Genomic DNA, 14,989 nt, shown 5'->3' on the forward strand with positions numbered 1-14,989 from the left:
ATGTTAAAATCTTCAAAAAAAGAAGATGACAATAAAAAGAATCACGATAATAAGTCAATTTTTCACTTACGAAAATTATTCTCACCGATAAAATCTTTATTTTCAAATAAAGTACCGGATGATTTCTTTAGCGTTATAAAACGTTTAAAAACTAATAGTCAGAAAATGACTTTAGATGAACGTAATATTTTAGCTAATTTGCTAAAATTAAAAGGCAAAACCATTGAAGACATAATGGTACCACGCTCTGATATTGCAGCAATAAAACTTACTACAAATATAGAAGAATTAAACGAATCTATTAAAGTAAAAATTCCACATACCAGAACTCTAATATATGATGGTACTTTGGATAATATAGTTGGTTTTATTCACATCAAAGATCTATTTAAAGCATTAGTTACGAAACAAAATTTTCGCTTAAAAAAGCTAATACGTAAGCATATAATCGCTGCTCCCTCTATGAAGCTATTAGATTTGCTTGCAAAAATGCGTCGTGAGAAAACCCATATTGCTATAGTTATTGACGAGTATGGCGGTACTGATGGCTTAGTTACGATTGAAGATGTTATGGAAGCATTAGTTGGGCGAATCGATGATGAGCATGATCAGAAATCAGAGTATGATAACTATAAGGTCATCAATAACTCAACAATTATTTCAAATGCACGTGTTGAAGTAGAGGTGCTTGAAGAGATAATCGGCGAAAAGCTAAAAGATGATGATGAGTTTGATACTATAGGTGGTTTAGTGCTGACAAAAATGGGGAATGTTCCAGCGGTGGGTACTAAAATAAATGTTTCAGAAAATATTGAAATTGAAGTAACGGATGCAAATCCTCGCTCATTAAAGCAAATCAAGATTACGCTTAAGAACAGTTTAAAACGTGCTAAATCATCTTAAATCTTTATTACAAAACTATAACAGCATCCACCCCGAAGAAATTCTTTCCAAAGAAAAAATGCTAGAGTTTTTGGATAAGCACTTAAATTTGGTTACAAGTGACTTAAAAATGCAGCTAAATTCAAAAAGCTTCAGACAAGATGAATTTGAAGATGAGCCTGCGGAGCGTACAAAGGTACGTGAGCAAAGGCGAATATCAAAAAATTCGCTTGTATCAAGCTTTTTGAATGACGTTGCAGGGCATTTTACTGCCTCTGCGTTCCTACTCAATCATGATCAAACTAAGTTTCTATTGATGCATCATAAAAAGCTTAATAAATGGCTTCAACTTGGTGGGCATTGTGAGAGTGATGATATACTAGCTGAAGCAATTAGAGAAACACAAGAAGAATCAGGCATTAATGAGATTGAGGCAGTAAGTAATAATATTTTTGATATAGACGTTCATTATATCCCCCAAACGCCTAAAGATCCCTCTCATTATCATTATGATATACGTTTTTTATTAAAAACAATAGATAATGATAATTTTATAAAAAACAATGAATCACATGAACTAAAGTGGTTTAGTTTTTCTGATTATCCACAACTAGGTGTAGAATTAGAACGCTCCGTTACTCGCATGATAGAGAAGTTTAAGAATGTATAGCCGAAGCGGAATAAAAAGGATATGTATGTCATGTCATTGCTAAAGTAAAGGGGACCACTAAATTGCACGAAAAAGGGACCAGAGAATTTGGTGTAACCTAATAAGGTTATAATGTGCAATATTCACTAGATAATTAATTAAAATAAATATCTAGTGATACAATGATAAGAATAAATATGTACACAACAATTATCACCCTTTATAAGCAAGGCAACAGTCAAAGAAATATTGCCAAACTAACAAGGATAGACCGTAAAACAGTAAGAAAAATAATAAATCGTTACGTAGAGTCTGGTACAGAATATCCTGCACCCTATGAACGATCTTCAGCACTGGATTCTTGGCACGAACAAATAATTGAGTTATTAGAAAAGAATCTAAGTTACATAAGAATTTTTGAAGAGTTAAAAATTCAAGGTTATACAAAAAGTTATGGTTCGCTAACCCGTTATATCAAAAAATATAAGATTCAGAATAACAGTTGCATTCGTTTTCATACTTTAGCAGGAGAGGAAGCACAAGTAGATTTTGGTGACATAGGCTTACAGTATAATGCCCAAGGGCGTAGAGTTAAAGCATATGTGTTTAATATGCGTTTAAGCTATAGTCGCCTTGATTATTATGAAGTAGTGTTTGATCAAAGTTGTAAAACATGGATACAATGTCATATCAATGCATTTAATTATTTTGCTGGTAGTCCAAAAGTAATAAAACTTGATAATCTTAAAGCTGGGGTGGTAGATAGCAATTTCTATGAGCCTGTATATCAGAAGGAATACAAACGTTTAGCTGATCATTATGGGATTTTACTTTCTCCTTGTCGTATATATCAACCTCAAGAAAAAGGCAAAGTAGAATCAGGCATAAAGTATGTCAAAAATAATTTTTTTGCTGGACGTAAATTTCATAGATATGAAGAATTAATACACGATCTTGCAAACTGGTTAAATAAAGCAAATAACCGAATACATGGTACTACTAAAAAAATTCCTCAGGAACTATTTGAGCAAGAAGAAAGTAATAATTTAATGCCCTTACCATTAGAAACGTTTGATTTATCATCGTGGCATAATCGAAAAGTAGCAAAAGATTGTCATATCACCATAGATAATAATTATTATTCCGTACCAGCAAAATATATATACAGTGAAGTATTGGTACAATTATCACCAAACCTTGTTCAAATATTTTCTATACAAAATGATTTAATAGCAAGGCACGTTAGAGTAGATGGCAAAGGAATATTTACCACTAATCCGTCTCATTATGCCAAATATAAACGTCTATGCCCAGGTTTTATAGAATATAGCGAACATTATCAACAACAAATGCAGCAGATAGGCAATAATTGCAGTTTATTATTAGAGTTATTACAACAAACACGAGTAAATGATTGGCAACGTTGTGCCAGAGGTATTATTTCTTTACGTAAGGTTTACAATGATGAGTTAATAGATAAAGCCTGTCATAGAGCATTACATTACGGTATAAGTTCTTACTCTAAAATTAAGAATATCTTAAATAGTAATGCAGTAAACTTACCATTGCCAGAGTTTGGAGGTCAGAATGCAGAACTTGCTTAATGACCTACGTAGTTTTAGATTATCAGGTATAGTCAATAGCTTAAATGAAAGGATTATTTATGCTCAAAATAATAAACTAGGATTTAAAGAATTTCTCTCACTATTATGTGAAGATGAAAAATCTCACCGTAAGGATAATAATTACCGTCGTCGTAAAAATGCTGCTAAATTACCGGTAACTAAAAATTTAGAAGACTTTGATTTTCAGTTCCAACCAAGTATTGATACCAAAGTAATAAGTGATTTATCTACTTGTGATTATATTAATACTAAGGGCAATGTCATATTCATAGGTAATTCTGGAACTGGCAAAACTCATCTTGCTATTGGATTAGCATTAAAAGCTTTAACACGAGAATACTCTGTATATTTTACTACGGTATCGGATATGCTTTATAATTTACATATTGCAAGAGCAGATAATAGCTATCACAAAAAAGTTAAATTACTCTTATCATTTGACTTATTAATTCTTGATGAGTTAGGTTTTAAGCAATTACCAAAACATTCAGTAGATGATTTTTTTAATATTATTGCTAAACGATATGAAAATAAATCTACCATTATCACCACAAACAAGGATTTTGAAAGATGGAATGAAATATTTGCTGATGAGTTATTAACTCATGCAATTATTGATCGAGTAGTACATCATGCACATATACTAAACATCACAGGTAAAAGTTATCGTATTAATAACTATAAATCTGGAGGTAATATGACATAAAAAATTTTAAATAAAGTGGTCCCTTTTTTACGTAATTTAGTGGTCCCTTTTTATTTGACAATGACAGTCATCCCGTGACTTGATCACGGGATCCAGAAAAGCCTTTAAAAGCACTGGATTCCGTGGTCGTAGCCACGGAATGACAGATTAACGGTATAACCATTTTATCTAGGTTTAGCTATATAATTTATATTCAAGGTATAAATTATACATCACTTATTTAACACAATTTAATATTTCTACCTAGAATTTAAAAAATATTTTGTTAATATCATAACACAAACTAACAAAGGAGAAATATTATGTCTGAATCAGAAAATAATTCGAAAGAATCATTATTAGAAGGGGCAAAAAATCTAATAAATACAACGCAAAAAATATTAGATACAGCGAAAGAGGCACTAGACCATCCTGAATCATTATTAGGCAAGGCAAAGGACTTAATGAAGAGTTCAAAGGAACAAGAGCAAGAAAAAAAGCAGATTCAACTGAATCAAAAGAATAATGTTAAAGCTTTTGATTAAAATAACAAAATGGATAAATATACTTTTGATAAAGCTTATTGTTAATTTTATTGTCCCAAATTTGGGAGAAAAACCCCGCACTTGCAGTGCGTCGTTTTAACATATAGAATGTAGAGATGCAGTATTACAAGAAGATAAGCCACACAGTTTACGATTGCACTTATCATATAGTATGGGTGACTAAATATCGATATAATATATTGGTTGGTGATATTGGTAGGAGAGTCAAGGACCTAACCCAAGAGATATGTAAGGATAATGGAGTAGAGATATTAAGAGGGAAGATAGCTTCAAATCACGTACATATCTATGTATCTGTGCCACCTTATCAAAGTATTAGTAAGGTGGTACAGTATCTAAAAGGAAAGAGTTCAAGGAAGATTCAGCAGGAATTTCCAGAATTACGGAAACAGTATTGGGGTAAACACTTATGGGCTGTTGGATATTTTGTCAGAACCACAGGCAATGTGACTGACCAAATGATCAAGGATTATATTGATAAACATGAATCGAGAGATGATAAGTTTGGAAACTTTCAAGTTGAAAACTAGCTATAGCTAAGGCATTGATGCCATAATCTTAAGCCCTGCATTTGCAATGCAGGGTGGTTAACTCTTGATAATTAGTAAAATTCCCAGAATAATATCCATAAAGCAGCTTCCATATAATATGTAAGGTGCTATTTGCTTATTAAAACCCAGTGATATTATAATTTGCTTGCTAGCATCATAAGCAAAAATACTTGAAATAATTCCTGTCATTATCCAAAATAACCCTAAGGCAATTTTTATTATAGGTTTTAGAAAATAAAGCCTAGCATGCCATATAGATTGTACGGTTAAAGGTTCTGTTGTAAGACCTTGCTGCAAGTTTCTAGGAATTATAGAAGTAAAATCAATAAAATCTTTTTTATTAGCAATATTAGGTTGAAGCAACATATTATACGCTGTAGAATTAATAGGTCCTATTTTGAAAAAACCCCCTAATTTAGAGGCTATTTTAATGAATATTAAAGGAATTTTTATTAGTCTTGCAGGTTCTACTCCAAGCCATCTTCTAAATCCAATTAAGATGTCTTTCATAGTAACTATATCAGGTCCAACTATTTTTAATAATCTACAAATTTTTCCTTTTCTTTCTACGCAATGAATGATTACTTTCGCTAGATCTTCAATATGGATAGGTTGAAATTGTTGTAAACCATCACCTATCAGAGGAATAAAATACGGTAATGCTGCTAAAGCCCTAAATAATGATGTACCGCCATAGCAACCGCTCGCATAAATGAGAGAAGGTTGTAAAATTACCCAATCTATATTTTCTAATTTTTGTAAATACCTTTCTATTGCTTTTTTAGTTAAAGCATAAGCAGTGTTTTCTTCATCATCTATTCCAAGAGCTGAAATATGAATAATTCTTTTTACGTTAGTAAGAGTACACGCCTTAAATAGAGCTTTTGGACCGTTGATATGAACATTTTCAATATTATTAGCACGACTAGACGTTAACACACCTGAGACATTAATTACTATATCTATTTTCTCTAATTTATTTATCCAATCTTGGGAGCTAATATCTGTATTAAAATCACAATGTATAATTTCTGCAGTAGGGAATTTTTTTCTAGTAGATTCAATATCTCTAACGGCACATACTACTTTATAATTACTTTTTAACAATGCAGCAGTAATATATGATCCAATAAAACCGTTAGCTCCAGTTACTAATATTCTCATGTTCAATGTCAATTATCTCTATCAATTTGTAATTCTTATAAGGTGTGGGATCGTTCACATATTCCATTAGTTTGAGGATTATAGGCTTTAAATAAGCTTTATTCTAGTAATTCAAAATTAGTAGATCCTTATCAATTCTAAAACCTTTAAAGCGTTCAAGTACTGACATACCAAGAAGAGAAACATCAAGATCACCAAGTCCGATATGTCCACTAACATCCTTAAATTCTTTTCCTAATTATTACACTATCTAATTTTATAGGAGCGGCTTTATTCTCACCATTAGCAGTTAGATAGGTTCTAGTATATTTTAACTGAGTTAGATCAAACCCTAATTTTTGAGCATCTTCTTTGGTTAAAGCTACATCACTTGCCCCTGTATCAATCATGAAGCTTATCTTAACATTATTCACAACAGCATCAATATAAAAATGTCCATCTCCGCTACGAGCTATGATTATTTCGCCAGCTTCCGTAGACCAATTATATGATGGAATCAACACCGATGCTACCCTTTGGTAAGCATAATTTAGTTCAAATCTAAAAGCATAGCCGATGATTATAACTAAAAAAATTGCTGCCCAAGCTGCTAATTGCAAGCAAAATTTACGTATTTCATTTTGACTTATAGTGCTATAAATTATGCTAAATAATATTAGTAATGAGGCACAAAAACTTCCGATATTTTGCGGCTCTTTGAAAAACTTTGGATAGTGCTGATTGATATATTTATATACTAAGCCGGTTACAAATATAGTACTGCAAATTATAAATATAAGTTTTATGTATTTTCTGTCCATATTGAAAGTATAACAATTAATATCAAAAGTGGAAGCCGCCTTTTATTTTTGATACTTTTTAATTTGTTCTTTTCTATAAGGAGGTGCAGAAATGCACTTCTTTATAGAAAATCTCCGATATTCTCTAAAAACAACCTAGCCCTATGAGAAGCTGGTTTGCTAAAAAACTCTTGTGCCGGCTGATTTGCTAAAATCTGTCCTTGATCCATAAAAATAATACGATCAGCTATCAGTTTTGCAAATTTTAAGTGATGGGTTACTACCACCATACTCATTTGCTCTTTTAGTAAATTAATATTCTCGATCACATCCTTAATATTTTCAGGATCTAATGCCGATGTTGGCTCATCGAACAATAAAATTTCTGGCTTCATCATTAAAGCCCTTGCTATTGCAATACGCTGCTTCTGCCCGCCGGACAAATTTGCCGGATATGAGTCAAATTTCTGACTTAGTCTAAATTTCTCAAGTAGTTCTTTTGCTTTTAATATAGCTTCATCTTTTGGAATTTTTAAAACATTTACCGGTGTATAAATCAGATTATCACCTACGCTTAAATGCGGAAAGAGGTTAAAATTCTGAAAAACCATCCCGACCTTTAGCCGCAATTTTCTTCTATCTTTTGACAGCAGTTTTTTGCCGTCTACAAGCAAAGTTCCACTAGTCGGTTCTTCTAAATTATTTAAAACACGTAGTAAAGTAGTCTTACCACCTCCTGACGGACCAATTATTACAGTGGTTTCTTTAGCAGTAAAACTTAAATCTATATTTTTAATGCCGTAATTTTTGCCGTAACGCTTACAAACTTTTTCTAAAATAATCATATATTAAACTTATAACCGTCATAAAGCGGTTTAACATTATCTGGAAGTATTTTTATAATTTCGTGATAATCTATAGTATGACGCATATTTGTCAATAATATTTGCTCTGGTTTATATTTCTCTCGCCACTCTAACACTTTATCAAGCCCTGCATGGTTTTTATTTGAAGTATAATCCATACAATCTAAAATCCATATTTTTATATTCTGCAAAAATTTCTCTGACTCAGGCGGAAAATTAATAACATCAGGCGAATAAACAAAATCACCTATCCGTAAACCTAAACTATCGATAGGACCATGATTTTGCCTAAAAAATTGTATTTCAATTGTGTTAATCTTAATTTTATCAAAAAAACCAATATTTTTAGTTTCAAGAACTGGACCTTGCATAAATGAATTATAACCAAATAAATAGTCGAAACTTTTATGTAAATTTGCTGCTGTATTCTCGTCTGTATAGATTTCTAATGCCTTTTTTTCCATAAAAGAAAATATTCGTAAATCATCAATTCCGTTAACATGATCGGAATGATAATGCGTTAATACTGCACAATCAAGTTTATTTATCTTTTCTCTTACTAACTGATTTTTGATATCAAAGCCAAAATCAACTAATATTTGACTATTTTCATCGTTGATATATATTGCTGATCTAGTTCTTTTATTGTACTTTGAATCTGATAAACATACAGAGCAACCGCATCCGATAACCGGTACGCCTATAGATGCTCCGCAGCCCAGTATTGTCACCTGTAACATAAACTAATAAAATAATGTTTGAAATTTTTTATAATTTTTGCGGTTTAAACCAAGAAATATTTTTATTCTTAAATAAAATTACTAATATCGGGCTGTTTGCCTATTTTTTAAGAATATTTTCTTTTTGTTTTAATATCGCTAATTTTGCTATTATATATATTTTATACTGTATATATCTTTATATTCAACTAAAGAAAATCAAAAACGATAATGAGCGACAAAATAAATTTTGGCATAATTATAATAAATTAGTTGAAATCGGGATAGTATATGGCGTATTTGGTTTGGTCTTTACTGCTCTTAAATTTACTGTTAATTTACCACGCCCTTATTGTAGCCTACCTGAGGGAAGTTTTATCACTATATTAAATACTGCAAGTGAAAGATGCTTATCGAGTTTTCCAAGTAGTCACGCAGCACTTAGCGTTTTATTAACGTATTTTATTTGGAATTATGTAAAATTACCAGTTAAAATATTAATGATTTGTGTTATTATATTAGTGTCTCTATCTCGCATTAGTCTTGCTATACACTATCCAAGCGATATAATTTATGGTATTATCACCGGGCTTATAACAATATTAATTGGTAAGCTAATTTACCGAATTTTTAAAAATAATGTAATAAAGTGGGTGGGCAGGTTTATTCTTCGTCATTGCGAGGAAAAACTGTAAGTTTTGACGAAGCAATCTCAGGAGTTTTTCTTTATGAGATTGCCACGTCGCTACGCTTCTCGCAAGGTATTGTTGCGTGGATACCAAATCGTCTGAGCTACGCGACTGCAAGGAGCGTGACAATCCAGAAAAAAATAATAAAAAATGTTATAAAGTTAGCATTTTTTACTGGATTGCTTCGTCAATTACTTCGTAATTTCCTCGCAATGACGAAAAAACCTAATAATAACAACGTTTATTTTTTTCCGGACACTACTATGCCTATGCGGGAATGACATAAAAACCAGGGGATAACACCACAACCAATTTTCAAATAAAATAAGTATATATGTTACTATATCGAAAATATTTTATAAAAAATATCCTACCTCTGCTTATAGTCATTACTTTTTCAATGACTAGCTTGGTATGGATTACTCAAGTATTAAAGCTTTTATATTTATTTGACAAAGGTATAAAAGTTATGGATTTCTTGAGTTTAATAATTTTAGTACTGCCTACCTTACTATTTATTCTGTTACCCATCATAACAGTTATTACAATAATTTATATTTATAATAACCTAAAAATTGAGAGGCAATTAATTATATTACAAACTTCGGGAGTAGGTAACCTACAATTAGCCTTACCTGCTTTATATGTTGCATTGATAGTCGCATTACTTGCTTACTACATATCTTCTACAGTCATGCCTTTATCTCATATAAATTTAAAATCACGTTTAAGCTTTATAAAGAATAACTACATATCAAGTATGATTGAGGAAAAAACTTTTAACAAAATAACGAAAGATATTACTGTTTATATAGATAAAAAATCTGCAGGGAATGTTATGAAAGGCGTAATCATATTTGATAACCGCAATGCTGATAACCCATCTGTAGTATTTGCAAATTCTGGAATACTTGATATGTATGAGAATGATCCTATTTTTGAGCTTAGTAAGGGTAGTAGGCAAGAATATGACATAAATGGGAATATAACGCAGCTAACTTTTGATTCATTGATGATAAAGCTGCAAAATGATAATCCGTTAATATCACAAAGAACAACACATAATAAGGAAGCAAACGAATATTATATTGAAGAATTGCTTGAACCTCCTGTTGATTTAAATCCCATGAAAAAAATTAAATTAATTGCCGAAGCCCACCAACGAATCATCTGGTCTTTATATAATTTTGTATTACCATTTTTAGCATTGGCAGTTTTCTTAAAATATCCCTACAGCAAAAAAACAACTTTCATGCCGATATTATTTGCTGCTTTATCAGTATTAATAGCTACTTCTGCTCACTTTACATTACAAAACTTTGCTTCAAAAAATTTAGCTTTTATTACTGCTTGCTACTTGAATATATTCTTTACTTTATCAATAGGGTTATATTTATTTATACGTAAAAGAATATAGCTAAAATATATTATTAGTATTTTTTAGCTGGACCTAGTTCCCAAGCCACGGGGGACATTGCCCGCGTGGATCGAAAAGCACTTTCAATGTCATCTAGTTGCTTGACCACGGCATCCAAAAAATAATAAAAAATACTAATTTTATTAGTATTTTTAACTGGATTCCGCTACAAGTGAGCTAGATGACAACTGGAAAACTGATCCACGCAACAAGGTTCCCACGGCATGACACAAAGGGTGTTTTTCAAGCTATGTGACTCTGTATTTCGTTATTATCTCCTAAAGCCACAACTTCGTTTGGATTAAGTGGTGGTACATTCTCATTTCCTGGTGGATTTGGTGCTGATGGCTCTGGTGCTTGTGACTGCTGCGGTTGTGGCTCTGGCTGAATCACTGCTTGTGGTTGTGGTGGATCAATTTCATCATACAGATCTTTATATTGCGTTTCTTGAGGTATCTTAGTAGTATTATTAAGCAACTTCTTAGTTCCTACCAAAAATAACTTTCCTAAGGTTTTCTCTTTAAATATACTAAGATCTTCGAACTCACCTTTCTCACGTTTAGCTTTCAGGAAAGAAAGATTTGACCCCATTCCTCTAATTTCATTAATTTTTACTTCTAGTTCTATTTGCTCTTTACTATCGTTAGTAAGCCCCTGGGCTTCTTGAAATTTATACTCTGCTTTTCTGAATAAACCTAATTTTAATAAATATTCTCCTAAAAATTTGCATAATTGTTTTTGAAAATCATCTTTTATATCTCTTGGTTGTTTATTGAAAATTCCTGTAAGAATTTTATCGCATTCTTCAATATAACGCACATTTACGCTTATCATAAAATATTTTATGGCTTCCAAAATTAAAGGGATGGAGTGCTCGCTTTGATTTGTGCTATCGTAAGATTTACCTAAGTTTAAAAGTAAATTACCTATCTTTGAACAAATAACAGAAAAAGTAGTTTTACACTCCCCAGAACCATACATAAAACTATAATCTTTTTCAGCTTTTGTATTTTCACAATATTCTTTTAGTTCTATTTTTAAAGCTTCGATATATTCTCTAACTGCTAAAAGCGAATATAGCTTTTTCTCGTTTGCAGCAAGCCAATTATTATTTTTATATGATATGCCTAAATATTTATCATCAACCTTAATACTGCCCGCAAGACCAATATTATTTTCATATAACATACCTAAAAAATAATGCGATTTAGCTTTCATTTCATTAGCAGTAAAATTAGCACTATATTGTTCTGTTTTTGAAAATTTGCCTGCACTAAAATCATTAAGCCAACTTAGCACTTCTTCATAATAATCAAATTGCTGTTGATTATTTTCTGTGCTATTAGTAGCTTTATAAGGTTCTAATTTTATATCTATTAACCCACCAATTAAATACCTGACATAATAGTTGCAAATACTAAAATATAATGTTAGAATGAAATAATGCTAAAAAAAGAAGATTTTAGGACATTATCAACGAGTGCACAAGCAGCTTTAAGAAAAGTTGCATTAAGAGCAATTGATAAAGGAGAAAAACAATCAGATGTGAGGTGGCCCAATTTGTCTAGACTAAAAATTAAGATTTATGAGATATAAATTGTATTATAATTTTACTCAATAATTTTTGTAGAATACACCTGTTCTGGAGTGAGATATTCTAATGACTGGTGCATTCTTTTTCTATTATAAAAATTTATGTAATCAGTTATAGCATTTTTTGCCTCCTTGACAGTATTTAAAACCATCAAATATATTTTTTCTTGTTTTAATGAACGCCAAAATCTTTCTATAAATACATTATCTAGGGCTCTGCCTTTACCATCCATACTGATTTTGATTTCACGTTTAATTAGTTTATCTGTAAAATCTTTTGATGTAAATTGAGAACCTTGATCTGTATTAAAGATTTCAGGCTGACCATATTTTATTATTGCTTCTTCAAGTGCATCAATACAAAAGTCACTTTCTAAACTAATAGACACCTTCCAGCTCACAATATAACGACTAAACCAATCAATAATTGCTACCAAATATACAAATCCTTGTGCCATTCTAATATAAGTGATATCTGTACTCCATACCTGATTTACTTTAATAATTTCAACTCCTTTTAAAAGATATGGATATATTTTATGAGCTTGATTGCGCTTACTTAAGTTCATTTTAGGATAGATAGCTTCAATAGCCATTATTCTATAATAACGACTTACTGCCTTGCGACCAATTGTGATGCCCAATGGTACAAGGTGCTCAGACATTCTTCTTGCTCCAAAGTAAGGATGCTGTGTGTATATTTCATCAATCACTTGCATTATTTTTAAGTCTTTTTGGGTTAAGCCTTGTGGCTTGTAATAATAGCTAGATTTGTTAATAAACAGTAGAGTACATTGCCTAGCGATACTTAGATTACTACACTCTTTATCTACCATATTTTTTCTAATTGCCAAGTCCAAACAATGTAGATTTTTTTTTCAACCAGTCACGTTCAACAGTTAACTGGCCTATTTGTTCATACAATTGTTTTATTAAATCCTGATGATCTGGATCCTTAGATTGTGGCTTAATTTGAAAACTACTAATTAAATTTTCTATACCTCTTTTCTTCCATGCTTGTATTTGTGTCGGATGAACTCCATATTTGCTACTAATTTGAGCTATTGTCATTTCAGCTTTTATTGTTTCTAAAACTATCTTTGTTTTTTCTGCTGCACTATATTGTTTTGCTTTTTTGGACATATAATTTCTCTTTTGTATCTGAAAATTATATCTCATTCTAGCATTTTAGTAGTCCAGTTTTTGGGTACCATTATAGAGTTTTTTGCAGAATGATAGAGCTTCCAATTGCTGCTTTATAAAATATACATAATTTCCTAATTTTTCTTGAAAAAGATTTTGTTCTTCATTAGTAGTTCCTTTTACATTATAAAACTTCCTTATAATTTCCAGAAATGCAGAAATCATTTTAAAATGCTCATTAATGTTGTTAGTATAAACATCTTTCAATTCTTTTATTTCTTGTAATGCTGAAAAAGTTTTTTTATTAACTACTTCTATAGGGCTTATTGCTTCTGGTAATATTGTTTTTGGTAGATAGCTTTTTAACAAATCATAATGCTTGGAAAACATTTCTGAAGCTAATTCTTGCTGTAGATTAAGCCTGAAAAACGAATAAATAGGATTCTCTATAAATTCTTTATTAGCTTTAAAAAACTTTATGATAATTTTACCTACTACCCCAATATTGTAGTTGATCATTTCAGCTAAAACTTCTGGTAACTCTATTACACTTTTTTTATACGAAATAGGACTTATATATACTTCTTTTAATCCCCACCATTTATCTGTTCCTAATAAATCCTTAAGATTCAGTGATTCGGAAAATGGTTCTTCAGAGGTTGCTTTTTTGAATAAATGAACAGACTTAATTAACTGGGATATTACAAGTTTCTCTGCATCTTTTGAGTACTTAATAAGGTTTTCTAAATATTTTTTTATTTCTATAACTTTCTTATCTTTTTTTTCTATTGTTCCACAATCAGTTGCAAAATTTACTATATAAAATAATGCATCATTGAGATTTTCTTGAACTTCTTTAGTTAATACATTAGTTTCATTTTTAAAAAACTTGATAAATTCGTTTATAGTATCAGTAATTATTGGTTTCGAACTGTTATCTATGATAATTATTCCAAATTTAATTTTTGCTGCCAATTTAATTATTTGCCAATAAGAATATAAGTCTAAAATTTCTTGTACTTGATTTATCACCCCGCCATGTATGCCAGAGCATTCCATAATATTTATTGCCAAATCTTTATTTAAAAAATTATTAACACGCTTATAATCATCTTCTTTATTTGTATTATCTGGGTTAGCTGGGTTATCTAAATTATTTTGACTGCTTTGATTAGCTGGGTTATTTTGATTATTGTCGATGATTTGGCTATGCCTTATCTTTTTATTATGTTCAGAATCTACAGGTTTTAATTTATTTAATTCTGTTACTGTAAATTTTTCTACAGTTTTAGAATCGCTTAATTGACACCCAATTACTGTTTTACCAACTTCTTCTAGTCCAAACAACATCAATACTTTATCTAAATTCCCTCTCCCGATAATTTCATTATAACTTTCCGTAATAAGCCTAAAAAGTATCCCAGCATCCTTACGTACTTGCTCTTCTAACGCCAGTTTAGGATAAGAGTGTAAGGAATAAAGATAATAAAGCAGGGTATTTACAAGAGAGGAGTGTTGAGTTACATAGATTTTGAATCAAAAAAATATGCACTCAACAATGAAAAGATGTATCATAACTCTATTTTGTATAATAGATAATTATTGTAAAGTTTACGAAGAATGGGAAGAAAGCAAATTAATACCCAGCGTTAGGAAGCGTA

15 protein-coding genes and 3 pseudogenes are annotated in these 14,989 nt (G+C 30.9%); 9 read left to right on the forward strand and 9 right to left on the reverse strand.

Annotated elements, in window-relative coordinates; all coding sequences use genetic code 11:
* The 6 genes from tlyC (at nucleotide 1) to tnpA (ending at nucleotide 4,937) form a co-directional block, all read left to right on the forward strand.
* Nucleotides 1-903: a hemolysin C gene (gene tlyC, locus AAGD54_RS08620; protein ID WP_341794609.1), complete on the forward strand. Its 903-nt coding sequence runs from the start codon at nucleotides 1-3 to the stop codon at nucleotides 901-903.
* Complete coding sequence (locus AAGD54_RS08625; RefSeq protein WP_341788491.1) at nucleotides 887-1,552, forward strand: palindromic element RPE3 domain-containing protein; 666 nt, start codon at nucleotides 887-889, stop codon at nucleotides 1,550-1,552. The genes tlyC and AAGD54_RS08625 overlap by 17 nt, the downstream gene beginning before the upstream one ends.
* Nucleotides 1,553-1,728: 176 nt before the next feature.
* A complete protein-coding gene (gene istA, locus AAGD54_RS08630; RefSeq protein WP_341794291.1) occupies nucleotides 1,729-3,135 on the forward strand; it encodes an IS21 family transposase in 1,407 nt (468 codons plus the stop codon).
* Nucleotides 3,119-3,862 (forward strand): IS21-like element helper ATPase IstB, encoded by a 744-nt coding sequence (gene istB / locus AAGD54_RS08635; protein ID WP_341794290.1) that lies wholly within the window; start codon nucleotides 3,119-3,121, stop codon nucleotides 3,860-3,862. Before istA ends, istB begins: the two co-directional genes overlap by 17 nt.
* 302 nt (nucleotides 3,863-4,164) lie before the next feature.
* Complete coding sequence (locus AAGD54_RS08640; protein WP_341794610.1) at nucleotides 4,165-4,386, forward strand: hypothetical protein; 222 nt, start codon at nucleotides 4,165-4,167, stop codon at nucleotides 4,384-4,386.
* Between the two features lie 116 nt (nucleotides 4,387-4,502).
* Nucleotides 4,503-4,937 (forward strand): IS200/IS605 family transposase, encoded by a 435-nt coding sequence (gene tnpA, locus AAGD54_RS08645; protein ID WP_341794258.1) that lies wholly within the window; start codon nucleotides 4,503-4,505, stop codon nucleotides 4,935-4,937.
* Between the two features lie 60 nt (nucleotides 4,938-4,997).
* Here tnpA and AAGD54_RS09485 read toward each other — a convergent pair.
* The 5 genes and pseudogenes from AAGD54_RS09485 to AAGD54_RS08665 form a co-directional block, all read right to left on the reverse strand.
* A pseudogene (locus AAGD54_RS09485) lies at nucleotides 4,998-5,324 on the reverse strand (DoxX-like family protein); the annotation flags it as partial.
* Nucleotides 5,325-5,495: 171 nt separating this feature from the next.
* Nucleotides 5,496-6,122, reverse strand: a pseudogene (locus tag AAGD54_RS09490) (NAD-dependent epimerase/dehydratase family protein); the annotation flags it as partial.
* A gap of 103 nt (nucleotides 6,123-6,225) precedes the next feature.
* A pseudogene (locus AAGD54_RS08655) lies at nucleotides 6,226-6,922 on the reverse strand (TIGR02281 family clan AA aspartic protease).
* 101 nt (nucleotides 6,923-7,023) lie between these two features.
* Nucleotides 7,024-7,746, reverse strand: coding sequence for an amino acid ABC transporter ATP-binding protein (locus AAGD54_RS08660; protein ID WP_341788495.1), 723 nt, complete (start codon nucleotides 7,744-7,746; stop codon nucleotides 7,024-7,026).
* Nucleotides 7,743-8,507: an MBL fold metallo-hydrolase gene (locus tag AAGD54_RS08665; RefSeq protein ID WP_341794612.1), complete on the reverse strand. Its 765-nt coding sequence runs from the start codon at nucleotides 8,505-8,507 to the stop codon at nucleotides 7,743-7,745. The genes AAGD54_RS08660 and AAGD54_RS08665 overlap by 4 nt, the downstream gene beginning before the upstream one ends.
* 14 nt (nucleotides 8,508-8,521) lie before the next feature.
* Here AAGD54_RS08665 and AAGD54_RS08670 point away from each other — a divergent pair, with 14 nt between their 5' ends.
* Nucleotides 8,522-9,181: a phosphatase PAP2 family protein gene (locus AAGD54_RS08670; RefSeq protein WP_341794613.1), complete on the forward strand. Its 660-nt coding sequence runs from the start codon at nucleotides 8,522-8,524 to the stop codon at nucleotides 9,179-9,181.
* Nucleotides 9,182-9,509: 328 nt separating this feature from the next.
* Nucleotides 9,510-10,592 carry an LptF/LptG family permease gene (locus AAGD54_RS08675; RefSeq protein ID WP_341794614.1) on the forward strand — a complete coding sequence of 361 codons (1,083 nt, stop codon included), beginning with the start codon at nucleotides 9,510-9,512 and terminating at the stop codon, nucleotides 10,590-10,592.
* A 243-nt stretch (nucleotides 10,593-10,835) separates the two neighbouring features.
* Here the strand turns inward: AAGD54_RS08675 and AAGD54_RS08680 are convergent, their stop codons facing one another.
* Nucleotides 10,836-11,891: a hypothetical protein gene (locus AAGD54_RS08680; protein ID WP_341794615.1), complete on the reverse strand. Its 1,056-nt coding sequence runs from the start codon at nucleotides 11,889-11,891 to the stop codon at nucleotides 10,836-10,838.
* A 144-nt stretch (nucleotides 11,892-12,035) separates the two neighbouring features.
* On the opposite strand from AAGD54_RS08680, the gene AAGD54_RS08685 reads away from it, so the two are divergent.
* A complete protein-coding gene (locus tag AAGD54_RS08685) occupies nucleotides 12,036-12,188 on the forward strand; it encodes a hypothetical protein (RefSeq protein WP_341794616.1) in 153 nt (50 codons plus the stop codon).
* Nucleotides 12,189-12,202: 14 nt separating this feature from the next.
* Here AAGD54_RS08685 and AAGD54_RS08690 read toward each other — a convergent pair whose 3' ends face one another.
* The 3 genes from AAGD54_RS08690 to AAGD54_RS08700 are packed head-to-tail and all read right to left on the reverse strand — an operon-like array spanning nucleotide 12,203 to nucleotide 14,678.
* Nucleotides 12,203-13,021, reverse strand: a complete 819-nt coding sequence (locus AAGD54_RS08690) for an IS3 family transposase (protein ID WP_341794310.1) — start codon at nucleotides 13,019-13,021, stop codon at nucleotides 12,203-12,205.
* A gap of 7 nt (nucleotides 13,022-13,028) precedes the next feature.
* Nucleotides 13,029-13,328 (reverse strand): transposase, encoded by a 300-nt coding sequence (locus tag AAGD54_RS08695; RefSeq protein ID WP_341794552.1) that lies wholly within the window; start codon nucleotides 13,326-13,328, stop codon nucleotides 13,029-13,031.
* Nucleotides 13,329-13,373: 45 nt separating this feature from the next.
* Nucleotides 13,374-14,678: a hypothetical protein gene (locus AAGD54_RS08700; RefSeq protein WP_341794617.1), complete on the reverse strand. Its 1,305-nt coding sequence runs from the start codon at nucleotides 14,676-14,678 to the stop codon at nucleotides 13,374-13,376.
* Nucleotides 14,679-14,989: the final 311 nt, after the last annotated feature.

This window comes from Rickettsia endosymbiont of Rhinocyllus conicus, from assembly GCF_964026465.1.
Lineage (GTDB): Bacteria > Pseudomonadota > Alphaproteobacteria > Rickettsiales > Rickettsiaceae > Rickettsia.

Bases quoted from the DNA above. Each gene is read 5' to 3' on its own strand.
- AAGD54_RS08670 (WP_341794613.1), top strand. From the start codon at position 8,522: ATGTTTGAAATTTTTTATAATTTTTGCGGTTTAAACCAAGAAATATTT.
- AAGD54_RS08660 (WP_341788495.1), bottom strand. From the start codon at position 7,746: ATGATTATTTTAGAAAAAGTTTGTAAGCGTTACGGCAAAAATTACGGC.
- tnpA (WP_341794258.1), top strand. From the start codon at position 4,503: ATGCAGTATTACAAGAAGATAAGCCACACAGTTTACGATTGCACTTAT.
- AAGD54_RS08700 (WP_341794617.1), bottom strand. From the start codon at position 14,678: ATGTTGTTTGGACTAGAAGAAGTTGGTAAAACAGTAATTGGGTGTCAA.
- tlyC (WP_341794609.1), top strand. From the start codon at position 1: ATGTTAAAATCTTCAAAAAAAGAAGATGACAATAAAAAGAATCACGAT.
- AAGD54_RS08640 (WP_341794610.1), top strand. From the start codon at position 4,165: ATGTCTGAATCAGAAAATAATTCGAAAGAATCATTATTAGAAGGGGCA.
- AAGD54_RS08690 (WP_341794310.1), bottom strand. From the start codon at position 13,021: ATGGTAGATAAAGAGTGTAGTAATCTAAGTATCGCTAGGCAATGTACT.
- AAGD54_RS08665 (WP_341794612.1), bottom strand. From the start codon at position 8,507: ATGTTACAGGTGACAATACTGGGCTGCGGAGCATCTATAGGCGTACCG.
- AAGD54_RS08695 (WP_341794552.1), bottom strand. From the start codon at position 13,328: ATGTCCAAAAAAGCAAAACAATATAGTGCAGCAGAAAAAACAAAGATA.
- istB (WP_341794290.1), top strand. From the start codon at position 3,119: ATGCAGAACTTGCTTAATGACCTACGTAGTTTTAGATTATCAGGTATA.
- istA (WP_341794291.1), top strand. From the start codon at position 1,729: ATGTACACAACAATTATCACCCTTTATAAGCAAGGCAACAGTCAAAGA.
- AAGD54_RS08685 (WP_341794616.1), top strand. From the start codon at position 12,036: ATGCTAAAAAAAGAAGATTTTAGGACATTATCAACGAGTGCACAAGCA.
- AAGD54_RS08675 (WP_341794614.1), top strand. From the start codon at position 9,510: ATGTTACTATATCGAAAATATTTTATAAAAAATATCCTACCTCTGCTT.